The 17,620-nt window shown below is 57.7% G+C and carries 18 protein-coding genes; 7 read left to right on the top strand and 11 right to left on the bottom strand.

Annotated elements, in window-relative coordinates:
- Window positions 1-247: 247 nt before the first annotated feature.
- A complete protein-coding gene (locus FHS21_RS13765; RefSeq protein ID WP_112528476.1) occupies window positions 248-5,221 on the bottom strand; it encodes an apolipoprotein A-IV repeat region-like domain-containing protein in 4,974 nt (1,657 codons plus the stop codon).
- A 303-nt stretch (window positions 5,222-5,524) separates the two neighbouring features.
- On the opposite strand from FHS21_RS13765, the gene FHS21_RS13760 reads away from it, so the two are divergent.
- Window positions 5,525-5,893 carry an Hpt domain-containing protein gene (locus FHS21_RS13760; RefSeq protein ID WP_183662329.1) on the top strand — a complete coding sequence of 123 codons (369 nt, stop codon included), beginning with the start codon at window positions 5,525-5,527 and terminating at the stop codon, window positions 5,891-5,893.
- Here FHS21_RS13760 and FHS21_RS13755 read toward each other — a convergent pair.
- Complete coding sequence (locus tag FHS21_RS13755) at window positions 5,883-6,719, bottom strand: oxidoreductase (protein ID WP_183662327.1); 837 nt, start codon at window positions 6,717-6,719, stop codon at window positions 5,883-5,885. The two genes, FHS21_RS13760 and FHS21_RS13755, sit on opposite strands and share 11 nt — an antisense overlap.
- Before the next feature lie 106 nt (window positions 6,720-6,825).
- On the opposite strand from FHS21_RS13755, the gene FHS21_RS13750 reads away from it, so the two are divergent.
- The 3 genes from FHS21_RS13750 to FHS21_RS13740 all read left to right on the top strand — a co-directional run bounded on the left by FHS21_RS13750 (window position 6,826) and on the right by FHS21_RS13740 (window position 8,839).
- Entirely contained in the window at window positions 6,826-7,221 is a 396-nt protein-coding gene (locus FHS21_RS13750) for a winged helix-turn-helix transcriptional regulator (protein ID WP_112528470.1), read from the top strand.
- Between the two features lie 83 nt (window positions 7,222-7,304).
- Window positions 7,305-7,625 (top strand): 2Fe-2S iron-sulfur cluster-binding protein, encoded by a 321-nt coding sequence (locus tag FHS21_RS13745; RefSeq protein ID WP_112528468.1) that lies wholly within the window; start codon window positions 7,305-7,307, stop codon window positions 7,623-7,625.
- 188 nt (window positions 7,626-7,813) lie between these two features.
- Complete coding sequence (locus FHS21_RS13740; RefSeq protein ID WP_112528466.1) at window positions 7,814-8,839, top strand: NAD(P)/FAD-dependent oxidoreductase; 1,026 nt, start codon at window positions 7,814-7,816, stop codon at window positions 8,837-8,839.
- 6 nt (window positions 8,840-8,845) lie between these two features.
- On the opposite strand, the gene FHS21_RS13735 is transcribed toward FHS21_RS13740, so the two are convergent.
- A complete protein-coding gene (locus tag FHS21_RS13735) occupies window positions 8,846-9,463 on the bottom strand; it encodes a DUF922 domain-containing Zn-dependent protease (RefSeq protein ID WP_183662325.1) in 618 nt (205 codons plus the stop codon).
- A 133-nt stretch (window positions 9,464-9,596) separates the two neighbouring features.
- Between FHS21_RS13735 and folP the strand changes: the two genes are divergently transcribed.
- Window positions 9,597-10,436 (top strand): dihydropteroate synthase, encoded by an 840-nt coding sequence (folP, locus tag FHS21_RS13730; protein WP_112528462.1) that lies wholly within the window; start codon window positions 9,597-9,599, stop codon window positions 10,434-10,436.
- Window positions 10,433-10,945 carry a 2-amino-4-hydroxy-6-hydroxymethyldihydropteridine diphosphokinase gene (folK, locus tag FHS21_RS13725; RefSeq protein ID WP_112528460.1) on the top strand — a complete coding sequence of 171 codons (513 nt, stop codon included), beginning with the start codon at window positions 10,433-10,435 and terminating at the stop codon, window positions 10,943-10,945. Before folP ends, folK begins: the two co-directional genes overlap by 4 nt.
- Window positions 10,946-11,164: 219 nt before the next feature.
- Here folK and FHS21_RS13720 read toward each other — a convergent pair whose 3' ends face one another.
- From FHS21_RS13720 to FHS21_RS13690, 7 genes are all read right to left on the bottom strand, one after another.
- Entirely contained in the window at window positions 11,165-11,701 is a 537-nt protein-coding gene (locus FHS21_RS13720; RefSeq protein ID WP_112528457.1) for a hypothetical protein, read from the bottom strand.
- A 106-nt stretch (window positions 11,702-11,807) separates the two neighbouring features.
- On the bottom strand, window positions 11,808-12,155 hold the full coding sequence (locus FHS21_RS13715; protein ID WP_112528455.1) for a type II toxin-antitoxin system PemK/MazF family toxin: 348 nt from the start codon (window positions 12,153-12,155) through the stop codon (window positions 11,808-11,810).
- Window positions 12,142-12,360, bottom strand: a complete 219-nt coding sequence (locus FHS21_RS13710) for an AbrB/MazE/SpoVT family DNA-binding domain-containing protein (RefSeq protein WP_112528453.1) — start codon at window positions 12,358-12,360, stop codon at window positions 12,142-12,144. The genes FHS21_RS13715 and FHS21_RS13710 overlap by 14 nt, the downstream gene beginning before the upstream one ends.
- Before the next feature lie 49 nt (window positions 12,361-12,409).
- Window positions 12,410-13,492, bottom strand: coding sequence for a YcjF family protein (locus tag FHS21_RS13705; protein WP_112528451.1), 1,083 nt, complete (start codon window positions 13,490-13,492; stop codon window positions 12,410-12,412).
- The gene (locus FHS21_RS13700; protein ID WP_112528449.1) at window positions 13,489-14,991 is read right to left on the bottom strand and encodes a YcjX family GTP-binding protein; all 1,503 of its coding nucleotides are present in this window, start codon (window positions 14,989-14,991) and stop codon (window positions 13,489-13,491) included. Before FHS21_RS13700 ends, FHS21_RS13705 begins: the two co-directional genes overlap by 4 nt.
- Before the next feature lie 56 nt (window positions 14,992-15,047).
- Window positions 15,048-15,563, bottom strand: coding sequence for a SixA phosphatase family protein (locus FHS21_RS13695; RefSeq protein ID WP_112528447.1), 516 nt, complete (start codon window positions 15,561-15,563; stop codon window positions 15,048-15,050).
- Window positions 15,560-15,835: a hypothetical protein gene (locus FHS21_RS13690; RefSeq protein ID WP_158482234.1), complete on the bottom strand. Its 276-nt coding sequence runs from the start codon at window positions 15,833-15,835 to the stop codon at window positions 15,560-15,562. The genes FHS21_RS13695 and FHS21_RS13690 overlap by 4 nt, the downstream gene beginning before the upstream one ends.
- A 109-nt stretch (window positions 15,836-15,944) precedes the next feature.
- Here FHS21_RS13690 and dksA point away from each other — a divergent pair, with 109 nt between their 5' ends.
- Entirely contained in the window at window positions 15,945-16,361 is a 417-nt protein-coding gene (gene dksA, locus FHS21_RS13685; protein ID WP_091877580.1) for an RNA polymerase-binding protein DksA, read from the top strand.
- A gap of 194 nt (window positions 16,362-16,555) precedes the next feature.
- On the opposite strand, the gene FHS21_RS13680 is transcribed toward dksA, so the two are convergent.
- Window positions 16,556-17,605 (bottom strand): flagellar biosynthetic protein FliO, encoded by a 1,050-nt coding sequence (locus tag FHS21_RS13680; RefSeq protein WP_162701884.1) that lies wholly within the window; start codon window positions 17,603-17,605, stop codon window positions 16,556-16,558.
- Window positions 17,606-17,620: the final 15 nt, after the last annotated feature.

The raw sequence follows: 17,620 nt of genomic DNA, 5'->3' as shown, positions 1-17,620 counted from the left end.
ACCCGAGGACCCACGGCAAAGAAGCCCGCACAGCACCTTCCCGACGCATTCCAGATAGGTGCGGATTTATAACGAGGAATTGCATTCTATTGCTCGACTAGATCCAGTCGAGCAAACGGACCCGTGATGCTCCTCAGGTCCTCGGGTCAAGCCCGAGGATGATGGAGGCGGGCGCCAAACAAGAGAGGTTTAACTTGCCAACAAAAAACGCGGCCGAAGCCGCGTTTTTTGTTGTTCATTCCGCCGCTTACTTCAGACGGTTGCTCGCGTGCGCCAGCATCGTATAGACCTTGCCGGTGTCGGACGTCAGGTAGTTCTGCGCCATGACATTGTCGCGGTCATTGCGCGAAACGTCTTCGAGCAGGCGTTCGAAGTCATCCATGTAACGATCGACGGCGCGTTTGAATTCGCTGTCGCCCTGATACTTGCGCTTGATCTCGTCAAATGTCTGCTGACCCTTGAGCGTGTAGAGACGGCGGGTGAACACGTTGCGTTCGCCAGCGCGATAACGCTGCCAGAGTTCGACCGAAGCCTCATGGTCGATCGCGCGGGTAATGTCGATCGACAGGGAGTTCAGCGATTCAACGACCTGGCCAGGCGAGCGTCCACCAGTCTCGGGTGTCTTCGCCTTTGGTTCGGCTTGCGCCTCATCGCTCGATGCGCGGCGCAAGAGATCCGAAACCCAGCCATTGCCGGCAGGCCGTGCAGCCGGAGCTGCGTTGCCACGAACATCGAGGCTGCCACGTATTGCAGGTGCTTGTGCCGGCGTAGAAGCCGGTGCAGCTGCCCGCGGGGTGGCCGCCGGCTCGGTGCGCTGCGGTTGCGCTGCGACGGCCGCCGTCCGGGTCGGTGTTGCGGCGCGTACCGCACGGGCTTCACCAACATCGGTCAAACGGCCGGATTTCTGAACGATTTCCGCAAGTTCCTTCAAAGCGTTGATCTGCTCGGATACCGCCTTGCGCATTTGCGCAGTCGACTGCTTGGCTTCTTCCGGCATGTCCATGACGCCGCGCTGCAGCTCGGAACGGGTTTCCTCCAACTCGGCGCGGATGGCAGCAGAGGAGCGGCGGATTTCGTCCGTGGCATTGGCGAACTTCTGCGATGCCTGCTCGACGACTTCCGAGATCGAGGTGCGGATCTGTTCGGTCGTCTGTGTTGCCCGGCCTTCGGCACGGTCAAATGCCGACGAAACCAGCGATTCGAACGAACGCATGGTCTTTTCGACGCTTTCCGACTTCGCGATCAAGCCGGCGGCAAGCTTCTGCAATGCTTCCTGACGCTCGTCGAAGGTCGATGCGAGGTTAGATTGCGACGCGTTGATGAGTTCGGAAGCCTTGTCGAGCATGCTGCCATGTTCTTCAAAGCTTTTCGCGATGGCGGAAATATCCGTCAGTGTCGAGTTCGAAAGTTGCGAGAGCTTCCCGAGATTGCCATCGATGAGACGGGTCGATGTCTGGAACGACTCCGCGGCTTTCGTTGCGTTTTCGGCAAAGGTTGTCGTCGTGTCGAGTAGACGTCCGTCAATATCGCCGAGGTTCTTGGTCGCCATATCGATCAGCTCGCCGAGCTTCGCATTGGAAGCCGAGAGGCGGTCGATCAGATTGCTGACATCGTCGGTGAGGCCGGCCTTTGCCGCCTGAACAGCGGTAATGGTCTCGGCCGTGCGGCTGGCGATGGCATTGATCAGGGCGGCGTTCTCGACGCGCAGGCGTTCCGTTGCTGCCGTTGTTGCCTCTACCAGCTGCGAAGCCAGTGTACGGCCATTGTCGGCAAGGCTATCGACCAGCGGCTGCGCCGTATTGTCGAGGATGCCGATAATTTCCTGCGAGCGTGCAGCGAGAACTTCGTTGAGCTCGCGCGTGCTTTCCGCAAGCTTCGATGCAGTTGAATCCGTTGCGGCAGAGAAGCGTGCTTCGAGTGCTTCCAGATTGGCGGCTGCTTCACGCGCCCGCTCACCGAGACGTTTTTCAGTTTCCGCGAGGCTTTCGTTCATGCGCAGGCTGAATGCCTCGCCATGGCCGTCGAGCGCTTCGCCGGCCTTCTGTGCCTCACCGGTGAGCGAAGAGGCGGCTTCGGTGATCTTGTCACGCAGGCTGCGTGCGACAACCGTCGCACTCTGTTCAAGCGACTTGCGCACATTGTCGACGCCCATCTCCAGAGCGTTTTGCATGGTCGTTGTGCGCTCGTCGATGGTTCCGCCATGGTTTTCGAAGGCCTTGGCCAGCACCTCGGCGCTGTCCTGCAGGATAGCCTGAAGTGCAACGGTACGGTCGCTGATGGCGCTCGCCTGGTTGTCGAGCGTCTTGCCGATGGCGGCGTTGCCTTGTTCCATGGCGGTGCGGATGCCGGCAATGCGGTCATCGAGCAGTCCGGCATGTTCGTTCAACGTATCGCCAATACGGGTATCGCTGTCCGCAAGCGCGATGCGGATCGCAGCGGCCCGCTCCTCAAGGGCGCCGATATGCGACGCCAGTGTATCACCGAACTGGTTGTTGCCATTGTCAAGCGCAGCGCGAATACCTGCCGCACGCTCCTCGATGTCATTCGCATGCCGGCTGAGTGTGTTCGCGATCTGACTGTTGCTGTTATCCAGCACAGAGCGGATACCCGATGTGCGCTCCTCGATATCGTTTGCGTGCTGGGCAAGCGTCTCGCCGATGCGTGCATGGGTATTTTCGAGCGCCGACTGGATGCCGGCGGTGCGTTCATCAAGCGAGCTCGCATGAGAGGCGAGGGTCTGGCCGATCCGCTGGTCGCTGTTGCTCAGCGCCTGCTCGATCCCGGCGGTACGATCCTCGATGGCGCTTGCATGGGATGTCAGCACATCACTGATGCGCGCATCACTGCTGGTGAGTGCCGATTCAATGCGGTTCGTCCTGTCATCGACCGAGTCGATGAAGCCACCCAGCGTTTCATCGATGCGGGTGCCGCTTGCGAGCAATGTCGACTGAATTTCCGCGTTGCGGGAGTCGATAGCCTGCGTATGCGCGGCCAATGTCTCGGATAGCTTGCCGTCGCTGCTCGACAGGGCCAGCTGGATTTCCTGGTTGCGCTCGTCAAGGCTCTTGGCATGGTGGTCGAGAGTCTGCGCAATTTTGGCGTGGGTGTCGACAAATGCCGCGCGCATGCCGGATGTCCGGTCTTCGAAGATCTTGGCATGCGCATCGAGCGTCTGGCCGATGCGGGAATCGTTGGCCTGAATAGCCGCTTCGATGGTGGAGCCGCGCAGATCGATGGTGCGCGCATGCTCATCCAGCGTTTCGCGGATCTTCGCATCCGTGTCGGAGAATGCAGCGTGCATGCCCGATGTACGGTCTTCGATCGCCTTGGCGTGCTGCTCGAGCGTTGCGCCGATGCGTGCATCATTGTCATCGAGCGCAGCGCGCAGGCCCGAGGCCTGACTTTCGAGAGATGAGCCGTGGCTCCCGATAATCTGGCCAATGGCTGCAGTGCTGCTTTCGAGAACGGTCTTGAGGTTCGACGTATGATCGCCGATCTGGCCGGCCTGTTCGCGAATAACCGATGCTGCACGGTCTGTTTCAACAGACAGCGTTGCGGCAAGTGCCTCGCGGCTTTCGACCAGTTTATCGGCAAAGGCCGCCGCATTGGTGGAGAGGAGGCTGCCGACAGAGTCGGACAGGCTCGACAGGTCATTACCGATCTTTGCCTTGGTTTCGTCGACGATGCCGTCGATCGAAGCGCGGCCATCGGTGAAGGTCTTGGCGATGTCGCGGGTACGCTCGATCAGCTGTTCGTTGATCTGGCGGGCGCGGGCTTCCAGCGCAGAATTGAGGCGTTCGGTGCTTGTATCCAGCGACTGCGCACGGGTTTCGAATTCGGCGAGCAGGGAGCGGCCACGTTCGTTGATCGTTGTGTCGAGACCTGAGAGGCGCGTATCGAATTCGCCCACAAGCGTCTGCGTGGCATTGCCGAGCAGCGACAGCATGCTGTTGGTGCGGCCGTCCAGCGTATCCGCAAGTTTCATCGTTACGGCATCTGTCTGTTCGGACAGAGCGGCAATGCGCATTTCCAGAAGGTTTGCAAAGGCTTCGCCGGAAGTGCTGATCTTGTGTGAAATGTCGTCGGAACGCGAAACGATCGATTCGGAAATCGTCTGTCCGCTCTGGGTCAGGCGGTCGATAAGCGTCTCGCCGGACTGGCTGATCGACATGGTCAGGTTGGTCGAGGCATTGGCGAGATTGTCGCGCAATGAATCGCCCGCTTGTGACAGCTCATCCTTCAATTGCTCATGCGCGCTCGAAATCGACGCACGGACGCGTTCGGCATGGCCGATCACCGATTCACGTTCGCCGCCGAGACGGTCGACCAGTGTGCGGATGCGATACTCATTGTCTGTATAGACGCGTTCGAGCTGGTTGACTTCGGTCTGCACGAGCGTTTCTAGTTCAACGGCACGGGCAAGGGTACGTTCGACACCTTCACTCATGGCCGCGACTTCGCGGCGTACGGCCTGACCAAGCGAGGCTACGCGGTCAGAAGACATCATTTCAGGTTCTGACAGGCGCATTGCCGCTTCGGCCATGGAGCGCGCCGCGTATTGCATTTCCTGGGCGCGCCGGATCATGACTGCGAAGGCCCAGAACAGCATGATCGGCACGATAATGGCAACGAGCATGGCAATTGCGTGCGGTGCCGCGGCGAAATCTGCGAAGGAGCGAATTGACCGCAGCTCGGCGCCGTAAAGCGCGTTGCCGAGCGCGAGCACTGCCGCTGCCCAAAGGACGCTGACGATGACTGTTATCAAACCGTAGGATTTTGGCGCCGGTACGGTGCTGGCTGTGCGCGACACGGTCGCTGTCTGCAACAGGTCGTCATTTGCCGGCTTGAAGGTCTGTGCGGGCACGGCCGGCGCTTTTGGCGGCGCGGGCGGTGCGGCCGGGATAGGGTTGGCAGCCTTGATCTGCGGCTTTGGTGCGGGCAGAGGAATTGGTGGCTCAATGGAAACAGGCGCTTTGATTTCTGGCGCTTTCACGGGTTCCGGAGTCGCTGGCGGATCAAGTTTTTCCGCTGCCAGTTCCTGGGCTGCCTGCGATATCTGCGCTTCCAGATCAGTGAAGGACAAGAGTTCGTCATCGATAGGTGACAAATCCATATCCATCCCAAGCGTAGACTCATCGAAATCGATTTCGAGAGCCTTTTCAAGAGCTTGGCCGAGTTCGTCGTCGGCCTTCACTGCTTTGCTTTTCGGGGCTGTGGCCATGTTTTCCTCACAATATTGGGCGGTGACCACATGTGAAGCCCACCGCACCATACTCTCTACGCCGCTACTGTATCGTACTGGCACATGGATTGGAAAGAAACAATGGATTCGGGAAATGCTTAAAAGTTTAAACACAAGGTTAATTTTTTAAGGTCGCAGGAAATTTCACTTGGAAGCCAAAATTTACCTTTCGTTCACCATAACCGGCCATTTCCCCGCAACGCTTGCCACGTTTTAACCTTGAATCAGAGGCATTTGAGTAAACTTGTTAGTTCAATTGTAAAGCGTTCAGGAGAGTCCCCAATGGCACAACAAGCATCGATGGCCTTTGCATCGCCGGGAGGTGAAAAGTCGAAGCCATCACGCAAGCGGCCAATCGATCTCGTCCATTTGACACGCGAGACGTTCGGAAACCGGGCCCTCGAAACCGAAATCCTCAACCTGTTTTCCCGCCAGACATGCGGCATCGTCGATCGGCTGGCGCACGCCAACCCGGATGAACGCGTTCGTCTCGCCAAATCGTTGAAAGGTTCGGCCCGTGCGGTCGGAGCGTTTCGCATTGCCGAGATGGCCGAAGCCATCGAACAGGCGCCAAGCGATACGAAGAAAATCAGGGATATGGGACCGGTCGTCGATGATGTCCGCGACTATATAGCAGCGATCACGCGCTAGCATCAAAGTCGGTCGAAATACTCAACTCCCGCCATTTTCGGTCGGCCTCGATCTTGGCGATATCGTTCTTTTCGACCGCGTTCATTGCATCGCTGCCGAGCAACAGGCGCAACGGTGGTTCGTCAAGGCTCGTGATGTGCAATACCGCATCCGCGGCTTTGACAGGATCTCCCGGTTGTTTTCCGTCGTAGTTGCGCTGGAAACGGGCCACTACGCCCACCGTTGCATCATATTCGGGGCGACCATTCTGGATCGTGGTTGAAGCGCCAGCAAAGTCAGTACGAAAACCACCCGGCTCGACGATCGTTACCTTGACGCCCATTGGGCCAATCTCCTTGGCCAACACTTCCGAGAAACCCTCGACACCCCACTTTGCGGCCGAATAGGGCGCGCGGCCCAGCGCTCCAATTCGGCCGCCGACCGAAGAAAACTGGATGATGTGGCCAGATTTTTGCTCGCGCATCACCGGGATCGCAGCCTTGGTGACATTGATGACGCCAAACAGATTGGTCTCGATCTGCGCCCGAAATTCCTCGATGCTCGTGTCTTCAATCGCGTTGACATTGCCGTAGCCCGCATTGTTGACAAGGACATCAAGGCGTCCGAACGTATCGACCGCCCTTTTTACCGCTGCGTCTGCCGCCGCTGGGTCGGTCACGTCGAGTTCGAATAGGCGGACCTGGTCGCCATAACGCTCTGCCAGACCGGAGAGTTGGGAAGGATTGCGAGCTGTAGCGACGAGTTTGTGGCCGGCCCGAAGTACCGCTTCTGCCAACGACCTGCCGAGGCCGCGGGAGCTGCCCGTTATCAACCATACCTGTGCCATGAATGTCTCCTTGATTTAACTGAAAGCAACGTAGGACTGATAGTATCCTCTTGAAAGAAGGAACCCGTTGGAACTATACTTACCTATTGGAAACCAAGGAGCTGAGATGACTGTTCAACCTTCGAAGCAAGCCATCGACTTTTGCGCTACCATGACCGACGAACAGGACGAATTTGCGCGCGAAATGCTTGAGCGGGTCTCGGCCAAGTGGCCGCTGCGCACATTGCAGATATTGCAGGCCGCAGGCGGGCCTTTGCGGTTTTCCCGCGTGCTCGAGCGGGTAGGCGGTATCAGCCAGAAAGTATTGACACAGACCTTGCGCATGCTGGAACGGGACGGGCTGATCACTAGAACGCTTTATCCCCAGGTGCCGCCGCGCGTGGAATACGAACTCACGCCGCTCGGATATGAGTTTCTTTTGCAGACCGTTCCACTCTGGCACTGGATTATTGAGCACCTTCCGGCATTCACCGCTGCGCGCCATGAAGCCGCCAAGCGGTAGAGGGCTGCGTCAGGGAGTACAATTGACTTGCCAGCCAAAATCCCTATGTGAGCGGTAACTTTCCTGCTTTGGGGCGAATTTTTATGGCAAAGATCACTTTTGTCACTCATGACGGCGCGCGTATTGAAGCGAACGCGGAAAACGGTTCGACCGTGATGGAAAATGCCATCCGCAATGCGGTGCCGGGTATCGATGCGGAGTGCGGCGGTGCCTGCGCCTGCGCCACATGCCATGTCTATGTGGATGAAGAGTGGACCTCCACGACCGGCGAGCCCGAAGCAATGGAAGAGGACATGCTGGATTTCGCCTATGATGTACGTCCGAACTCGCGTCTGTCCTGCCAGATCCGCGTTTCTGACGATCTGGATGGTCTCGTCGTGCAAGTTCCGGAACGTCAGGCTTAAAGCCTGCTGATATTTTCTCATCGACCGATTAGAATATGTACTCGCGAGCCAATTTGGCGGGCAAGAGAAACGCATTGTCTTGACCTTGGCGAGTGCAATCGTTACGCGCTTGGCAGCCCGCGTGTCCCGGACACGCCAGCCATACCCCTTTTTCTATCTGCACGGCATGCAGGCATGAGGAATTTTCGATGAGCGAGATTATCAAAACCGATGTTGTGATCATTGGCGCCGGACCTGTCGGTCTGTTCGCGGTGTTCGAGCTTGGCCTTTACGATCTCAAATGCCATCTCATCGATATCCTGGATCGTCCGGGCGGCCAATGCGCCGAGCTTTACCCGGAAAAGCCGATCTACGACATACCCGCTTGGCCGATCATCAGCGGGCACGATCTCACTGAAAAGCTCATGGAGCAGATCAAGCCGTTCGCGCCGCAGTTCCATTTCAACCGCATGGTCACCAAGCTTGAGCGTCAGGCCGATGGCTCATTCCACGTCGAAACCGACGAGGCGGAGGTGTTCGAGGCCAAGCTCGTGGTAGTCGCTGCTGGCGGCGGTTCTTTCCAGCCGAAGCGCCCGCCGGTACCAGGCATCGAGGCCTATGAGGGCAAAAGTGTCTTCTATTCCGTGCGCCGCATGGAAGAATTTCGCGATCAGGACATCTTGATTGTCGGTGGTGGCGACAGTGCGCTCGATTGGGCGCTCAACCTGCAGCCGATCGCGCGCAGTCTCACCGTTGTTCATCGCCGCGCCGAATTTCGTGCGGCTCCCGACAGTGTCAAGAAAATGTTCGAACTGGTTGAGAGCGGCAGCGTGCGTTTCGAGCTTGGTCAGGTTTCCGGACTCAAGGGCGAGGATGGCCAGCTTACCCATGCAACGATCAAAGGCACCGAGGGCGAGACCGACATTCCGGTAACGCGTCTTCTGCCGTTCTTCGGCCTGACGATGAAGCTCGGGCCTATAGCCGATTGGGGGCTTAACCTGCACGAAAATCTCATTCCGGTCAGTGTCGAAACATTCGAGACATCGGAGCCCGGCATTTTCGCCATCGGTGACATCAATACCTATCCCGGCAAGCTGAAGCTGATACTCTCCGGCTTCCATGAAGCGGCGTTGATGACGCAGGCCGCCAAACACATCGTCAGTCCAGGCGAGCGTATCGTGTTCCAGTACACAACGTCATCGACCAGCCTGCAAAAGAAGCTGGGCGTTAACTGACACCAATCAAGGGCTTTTTGCGAATTCGCGCTGGAGCCGGAAGACGAGAAGCCGCTCAAAGCGACTATCAAAGTTGACGGCTTCGACGCGGTCGAACTGGATTTGCGCAAGATCATGCTTGCGCATCAATTTTGTAGTCAGCGCATCGATGTCAGTCTTCATGGCGGTGCAATCGCTGCGCCATGGCAGCGCCTTGATCGCCCGCTCCATATCGCCTGCAGCCGTGCGCGCGATGACGATGTGGCTCTCCTCGTGCCGTTTTATGTCGGCCGACAGCGTATCCCAGATCAGGGCAAGGTCCGGTTTCGCCGTGCGGCGCTGTATCCAGCGGGGCAGGAAGACCTGGGCGTGAACGACGACGTTGGCGTCAACGACACGGCAGTTCCTGCCATCGGAACCGTATTTTATCCTGTTGGTGAAGCGCATCTTCGTCATGCCGGGATGACGCTGGCCCGTCTTTAGCAAAATGGGCCCCCGGCGGTACAATTCACGATCGAGATCCGCTGCTGTACGGCCATTCAGCGCGAAATATTCATATTTGCGCAGGACTGTTGCCGCGTTGGCGGCGGGTACGGTCATCAAGAGTGCCATACCGAGGGACACAGCTCTGGCAAAAATATGCATCTGGTACTTTCCTTTTCAGCCAAGTCTGCCCGATCCTGACACTATCGTCAAAAACATTGCGGATGAATTGACGTTGCATGCGTTCTGTTCAAAAACAGAACAATGATATGTGAAGCATGATGGGAGCGCGCCGATGCAAAGAGAATGGAAACTGGCACATGGCCGGTCTCTGACGTTGGGTGACCGCGCACTGATCATGGGCGTGCTTAACGTCACTCCGGACTCCTTTTCCGATGGCGGTGTGCATTATTCTCTGGATCAGGCTCTGGAGGGCGCGAGGGAGATGATCGCCGAGGGCGCATCGATCATCGATGTGGGCGGCGAATCGACCCGGCCCGGCGCCACACGTGTCGAACCGGCCGTCGAGCAATCGCGTATACTGCCCGTGATCGAAGCGCTGGTAAAAGAAACGGATATAATCATCTCCGTCGATACCTATCGTGAAGAGACCGCCCGCCTTGCCGTCGCTGCCGGCGCTCATATCGTCAACGATGTCTGGGGTGTGCAGCGCGAACCTGCCATTGCCGATCTCGCAGTGGAGACCGGAGCAGGGCTGGTCATTATGCATACGGGCCGCGAGCGGGAACGCGACCCCGATGTCATCGTCGACCAGTTTGCCTTTCTCAACCGTTCGCTGGAAATTGCCAAGGTAGCCGGTGTTTCGCGTGACCAGATCGTACTCGATCCAGGCTTCGGCTTTGCCAAGGACACGGCGGAAAACATTGCGCTGATGGATCGCTTTGTGGAACTCGAGGCGTTCGGTTATCCATTTCTTGTGGGCACCTCGCGCAAACGTTTCCTGCGTGCCACTTCCGGTGGTGAGCAACAGGAATGGGATATCGCCACGGCCGCTTCGTCCGCGATATTGCGGATTGCCGGTGCAGATATTTTCCGGGTGCACAATGTCGCGATGAGCCAAAGCGCGCTGGCGCTGGCGGATGCGGTATTGCAATCGCGCAGATCGAGGCAATGACCGCCTTGAAGCAAAAAGCGTGGCTCGGGCTTGGCGGCAATATCGGCGATCCGGTGACTTCGATGGCCAAGGCATTGCGTGCGCTGAACGAGCGCAATGAAACGCGTGTTCTCGGTGTGTCGCCAGTCTACAGAACGCCGCCATGGGGCAAGACGGATCAGGCATGGTTTCACAATGCCTGCGCCGAAGTCGAGACTTCGCTCGATCCGGAAGCGCTACTCGCAGCTTGTCTCGATGTGGAGTTGCGCTTGAAACGCCAGCGGCTCGAACGCTGGGGACCACGGATCATCGATATCGATGTACTGGCTTATGAAGGTCTGGAGGAATTCGAAAGTCCGACGCTCATCTTGCCGCATCCGCGCATGACCGAGCGCGCCTTCGTGATGGTACCGCTCGCCGATATCGCGCCGGATCTGGTGATCAGCGGCAAGACCGTCGCTGAATGGGCTGTGCTTTGCGACAGAACCGGTGTCGAAACTGCGCGCGATGATTTGGACTGGTGGAAATAATATCGGCTATGGCGCTGTGCGTGGTTCGACAAGCTCACCATGAGGGAGGTTGGGGATTGCATGGAGCCAAAACGGGCGATGGCAATAGCTTCGGTCAGTCCGAGGCGTTTACGATGGGAAAAAATAGTTGTGAGGTGAGCGATTATCACTGCAATCAACCCACTTCCCTCATGGTGAGCTTGTCGAACCACGCACAGCGGCTAGGCCAATTCAGTTGGCTTAATTCTTGGCGATACTGCCAACAGCCCTTGCATCAACGCGTTTCAGCGTCATACCTACAACCGGGATCAGCGCCTCTTCGAGCCGCACAGAAATCGTGACATTCATCGTGTTGTCATCGTTGAATTTGGCCAGCATGGCGCCGTTCAATTGTTTGCGGCTGATGGCGAGCACCACGCGGTTGCCGGAGACATTACCGCCGGTGATGTCGAGACCCTTCCCGGCCGAACCATCGAGAAAGCTGCCCTTGTAGCTATTGCCAGCGCGAACGATCGTTGCCTTCATCGGCTGGTTGAAAATGCCGACGCGGCAGCTGCCGTCCAGTGTCATGCCGGCTTTTTCCGCTGGCGTGGTCCCATCGAGCGTGCAGACGAATTTGGTGCCCTTGTATTTGCCGGCCACGATCTCGCCGGGACCGACCCATTGACCTTCCGCGGTCTGGAAGAATTCGGTGTCCTTGTCTTTGGCTTGCGCCGGCAACGTCAGAAACGCGCAGGCAAACAGGGACAGGGTAGCGGCTGCTGCGCTTCTTTTCATCGACAAGACTCAACACAAATCATTGGAATGGGCACTTAGGCGATCATCGTCCGGAATGGTTAATGGATGGTTGCCATTCAGTGCTTATTGGAATGAAAAGGAACCTTCAAGGGGAGGGCGGAGCGATATTCTTGCATATCTCCTGCATAACCAACGTAAGCAGTTCGTTTGATACCTCGCCAATAATTTCCGCATCGCGTTTTTCTATGGTTGCGATCTTCGTGGGTCTTATCAGCGATACAATGGGCAGTCCGGTAGCCTCAAGCAGCTGAATTGTCTGATCTCCTGGCCACTTGCGGTTTTCGGCGCTTGTTATCATAACAACCCATAACAAGGCATCATCCTTGCCAATTCCTCCACGCGAAACAACCAGAGCGGGTCGGTGTTGCCGTGTATTTTTATCGGTATGGGGAAATGGAACCTTTACGACGTGGCCCGCCCTAAAGATCGCCATAAGCTCTCCGGTCCGCCTCGGAATTCCATTCCTCAAAAGTTGCAAAGGGATTGTCGCCCGATATTTCTGCCGCGTGCTTGACCAGGATGACCTTTTCGCCCTCAATCTTGTATTCGATATGGTCACCTTCGACGAGATGCAGGGCAGATCTCACCGGCTGGGGTATCGTCGTCTGCGCTTTGCTGGTTAATTTGCTCGTTATCATGTTTCACCCAATGAGAATGGACATTCCTTACAATGTAAGGAAGGATTTGTCAATTTTCACCCTTCTTCGCACCACCAATACGTGCCAGATCGCCGATGAAATCGCCGATATTCGGTCGCCTTTCCGCATTGAACGGGAAGGGCCGTACGAGGTCCATGGCCGAGATGCCGATGCGCGCAGTCATCAGTCCATTGATGACGCCTTCGCCGAGCCGCGCGGAAAGCCGTGCTGCCAGACCGTGGCCGACCAGTTGCTGTATGATGCTGTCGCCCATCGCAACCGTGCCGGTGACGGCGAGATGCGCAATGACATTGCGTGTGAGCTTGAGGAAACCAAGAGTGCCCGGCCGTCCGCCGTAAAGTTCCGAAAGCCGCCGGATCAGACGCGCAGACTCAAAAACCACATAACCGATGTCGACCAGCGCACGCGGACTGACTGCGGTAACGATCGATACGCGTTTCGAGGCGGCGAGGATCATCTCCCGCGCCTGCCGGTCGAGGGGGCGGAGCAGTTCGGTTTCAGTGAGCCGGATAAGGTCGCGGCCGTCGATCACGTCATCGCGCAGATCGTGCAAAAGTGCACGGCCCTTGGCCGTAGCGGGGAGGGTCTCGGCAATGGAGACAAGCTTGCCGACAGCCGCTTTCGCCGCTCGAGCGTCATTGTCCGCTGCAGCCTTGGCTGCTTCGTCGCGCAAGTGCTGCACCGAGGCGAGGCGGCGCAACGCCAGCCCTTCGCGCAGGACAATGGCAATTAGCGCGAAGGCTGCGACGACACTGACACCAAGCGCCACCCAGCCCAGCCATGGCGCACGCTCGAACAAGGTACGAATGAGATTGTCGGCCCACAGGCCCAGCGCCAGCGAAACCAGCACTCCGAGCGCGCCAGTGAGCAGGGAGGCGAAAGAAAAGCGCTTTTTCTGTGCGAGTGCAGGCGGCGGGGTCAGCGCATCGAGTTCGTTCGCGGTCTCCGGATCGAGGTCGAAGACGTCGACGGCTGCCGGTGTGATCACCGCGACATCCTTGATCGCGGTCGGCCTGCGCTGTTGCGGAGCGCGCGCCTTCTGCGGATCAGCGATTTGCTCTGGCTGGTCGAGCCGAAAGGCAGCGGGTTTGCGGGCGTTGTTATCCGTCATGCGAGGCGATCTCCTATGAGGAATTGTAGCGCGCGATCGAGCCTTATATGCGGCAGCGACAGGGTGAGGCCTTCCGCGGTCTTCTCCAGCCGGGGCGGGCGGAAGCGGACGAAACGAATGGCCGGGTCTTCAGACACCCTCTCCGGATGTTCAAAGATTGAGTCCGGTTTTGCCGGCAAGTCACCGGGAAATATGGCGGTTTCGGTTTTGCCGTCGAACGTCTCGCCGTTGATGGTCTCGCCTTTCAGCGGCGTTCCGATAATGACCGGGAGCGTTTCCTTGCCCTGCGTTACCGTCGCCTCGCGGGTGGTGCGTACGGCTGCCATCGCCAGCACGTCGACGCTTGCACCAGAAAAATCGGCGCGGCTGACGGCGCGGTCGACCAATCGCCGGACGATGGCTTGCAGCCGGTCGTGGCTCTCGTGGTGCAAATGATCGGCCTTGGTTGCGGCAACGAGAATGCGGCTGATACGCCGCTGCACGAGGCCTGTCAGGAAATTGGTGCTACCAGGGCGAAAGCAGGAAAGGATTTCCGTCAGCGCTCGCTCCAGATCAGCCACGGCGGACGGTCCGGCATTCATTGCCTGCATGGCATCAACAAGGACGATCTGCCGGTCCAGCCGGGCAATATGCTCGCGGAAAAAAGGTTTAACCACATGGGTCTTGTAGGCTTCATAACGCCGCTCCATCATTGCCGCCAGCGAGCCGGGACGCGGCTTACCCGCATCAAGGTTTGGCAGTGGAGCGAAGGTGAGCGCCGGCGAACCGTCAAGATCCCCTGGCATCAGGAAACGGCCGGGTGGTAACGTCGACAACGCCCGTTCGTCGGCCTTTCCAGCTTTCAGATAATCTGTGAAGCTCTTTGCCAGGCGCTGCGCCGTCATTTCATCAGCGTTCGCATCTGCCTCGGCATCGTTCGACACCTTGAACCAGTCCGCTGCAAGATCGCGATGGCTTTCGAGCTGGGCGAGCTCAAACGAATCCCTGGAAAACTCCGCATAGGTTTTACCCAATAGCGGGAGATCCAGCAGCCATTCACCGGGATAGTCGACGATATCGACCGAAAGCTTGCCGCCGGAGAACATGCGGTTCCACATCGAAGCGGATTCATATTCGATCGTCAGACGCAGTTCGGAGATTGCCCGCGTCGAGTCGGGCCAGATGCGCTCGTCGATCAGCGCCTTCAGATGCTCCTCATATTGAAAGCGCGGGACTGCATCGTCGGGCTGCTCTTCGAGATAAGCGCGGGCGATGCGTCCGGATTTCTGCGCCTCAAACAGAGGAAGGCGGCCGCCATGGATCAGATTATGTACCAGCGCGGTGATGAAGACAGTCTTGCCGGCACGAGAAAGGCCCGTGACACCGAGCCTCAACGATGGGGACATCAGTCCGCTGGTGCGGTCGGCCAACGTATCGAGCGCGATTTTCGCTTCATCGGTAAGTGTCGTCAGTGTGCCCAATTCACCCGTCCTGTGGCCGCGTCGCAGTCTTGATCTCATCCCTTGGCTCCGCCCATTTGGGTGTCTGGCGTGTCAAAGGCAAGAAAATGATGATCTTACAAATGTGTTGAGGGAGAAAAGAAAGCCTGCAATGTCCCGGTTCCCGGGCGGATTTCTGCAAGCGGACTGTCGAACTGGATGACAGCCAAGGCGGCGGTCGGAAACCCGGATACGAAGGTCGGATGGCTGGGAGGCTTGCCACGGCCGGCGAGGGCGGTGGCCAGTTCCTCCATCATCGGGTTATGACCGACCAGCATCACGGAGTTGGCTGCTTCGTGTTCGAGCCCGGCCATGCGGATCGCCATGAGATAGGCGTCAGGACCGGCCGAATAGAGCTTTTCTGATTCCTCGACGATGAAAGGGGGTTGGATATCAACGTACTCAAGCGTCTGCCGCGCCCTGATCGCGGGTGAACATAAAACGATCTCCGGCTTCATTCCGGAGCGCCTGAGTTCCTCCCCCAGGACCTTGGCGGCTTCGATGCCGTCCGTATCGAGCGTCCGGTCGAAGTCTTTCTGGCCGGGGGATGGCCAGACTGCTTTTGCATGCCGCAGCAAATAAACCTGGCTCATCCTGCAACTCCCTGATGATATTGTTCAACAGGTGCCATGCTTCCCCGAAAGACGCAAACTTTGGATAAAATCTCTGCGGCAAATGTGACAATTATCAAATAATTGTGCAAAACAGGCCTGTCGAATTTCTGGGCGGCATGCATTTTTGCAAGGCAGGCTACAACCGGTAGTAGAGCCTTGGAGCTATAAAATGCCGAAATTTGCCCTCGTTTCTTCGTATTTTTGGTTAGAGAATCGATGAATCCTGCCATTTTTGCCAATAATTTGGGCAAAAAATCATGGTTTCTTTCTTTGATTTACATGTCTTTTTGTAGTTGTGCGCCAATCTGACACGACCTATATAGGCCTCCTCGCGTCTTACAGGTGCAGGGTGATTCAAAGATGAATAAACTGATCGATCTTGACTACAAGCCCACGGATGACGAGCCCTTCATGAGTGATCGGCAGAAATCCTACTTTCGTGAAAAACTGATCAACTGGAAAAATGATATTCTGCGGGAGGCGCGTGAAACGCTTGAGATCCTGCAGCAGGAAAATGCCAATCTGCCGGATATCGCAGACCGTGCATCATCCGAAACGGACCGTGCCATCGAGCTTCGGGCCCGTGACCGCCAGCGCAAGCTGATCTCCAAGATCGACGCCGCCTTACAACGCATCGACGATGGGACCTACGGTTTTTGCGAGGAGACCGGCGATCCGATCAGCTTGAAGCGTCTTGACGCGCGTCCTATCGCAACCTTGTCAATCGAAGCTCAGGAACGTCACGAACGGCGCGAGAAAGTCTACCGCGACGACTGAGCGCAATCCGAATTAAAAAAGGCCCGGTTTTCCGGGCCTTTTTGTTGATATGGTTATAAAAGCAGTTCGAGAATTCAGCCTAATGACGCAGATGGCGTGGTTTTCGAGAACCGGAGCGGAGTGGACTTTTTCGTCCATGAGCCTAGGCAAGCGCAGAAAATCGCGTCAGGTGTCCATCAGGTGGATTTCTCCTCTCAACGCTTCTCAGGTCGAGATAGGTCTCCTAGCAGCCGTTCCATCTCGTCCTCGATGCTGTCCTGTTTTTCAGGCTTTGCTTCCTTGCCGGGTGCAATGTTGAGTTCGCTTCCGAGGTCTGTCTCGAATGCGTCGCTGAAATCCATGTCGCCCAAGGTTATTTCAGATTCTTCCGTTTCCACGGACGCCTCGAACGTCGGCTCCTTGACGGCCGCCGCCGGTTCGTTGCGCACGGCGAAGGGGAAGGCAGCGGCAGTCGTCGTTCTGGTTTCAGATGCAGCTACCTCCCTGGTAGGTTCTGGCGTGTCTATCTTCGGCTCGGCGCGAGGCACGGTTCCAAAGGATGGCGAAGCGGTTCGCTGCCAACCATTGTCCCGTGCCGGTGCACTGACAGCCGGTGGCTCGTTCGAAGCAGCGGACGCTACTTCCGGGGCCTTCGATACCGGTGGAACGGGTTGCATGGGCGGCGTGGGTGGCAAGGGGGCAGGTTGCTCGGCCTGTCTCGGTGGTTCGGTCGGCCGCCGTGGCGGCTCAGACTGCTGCGGCGGTGCCGGACGCAACGGTATCTGCGGCGCTGGCGCTGTCTGAACAGGTGGGGGAGGCGTGTGAACCGGAGGGGCTGGAGATGCGATACGGGGCTGTGCGCGAGGTGGCGCTTCCGCGACCTTTGGCTCCGGCTTCGGTTCAGGAATTCTCGGCTCGGGCTCGGGCGTTGGTCCCGACGCTGGCGGTTCAACCCGCGGCTGTCGCGCGAACTGGCGAATGTTTTGCTCGATCACCAGGTCGCTGGGACCACCGATCAAGATCAGATGCTCGACATCGTCGCGGCGCACGAGTACCAGCCGCCTGCGATTGTCGACAGCTGCCGCATCGGTAACCGAGAGACGGACCTGCCGGTTGCGCCCGCCGGCAACGAATGTTCCACCCGTCACCCGCCGCAATATGGCGAATACCAGTAGAAGCAGGGCGATGACCAGAATGAACAGAAGAATAAATCCCACGATGGGGGCAGCGCTTTCGCCAACAATAGTGGCAAGCCAAGCGTTCATGATAAACTCTCCTTG

Origin of the sequence: Phyllobacterium trifolii (assembly GCF_014192095.1) — a bacterium.
Taxonomy (GTDB): Bacteria; Pseudomonadota; Alphaproteobacteria; order Rhizobiales; family Rhizobiaceae; genus Phyllobacterium; species Phyllobacterium trifolii.
The sequence above is the reverse complement of the archived record's forward strand: the minus strand, read 5'-3'. Positions and strand labels throughout refer to the sequence as shown.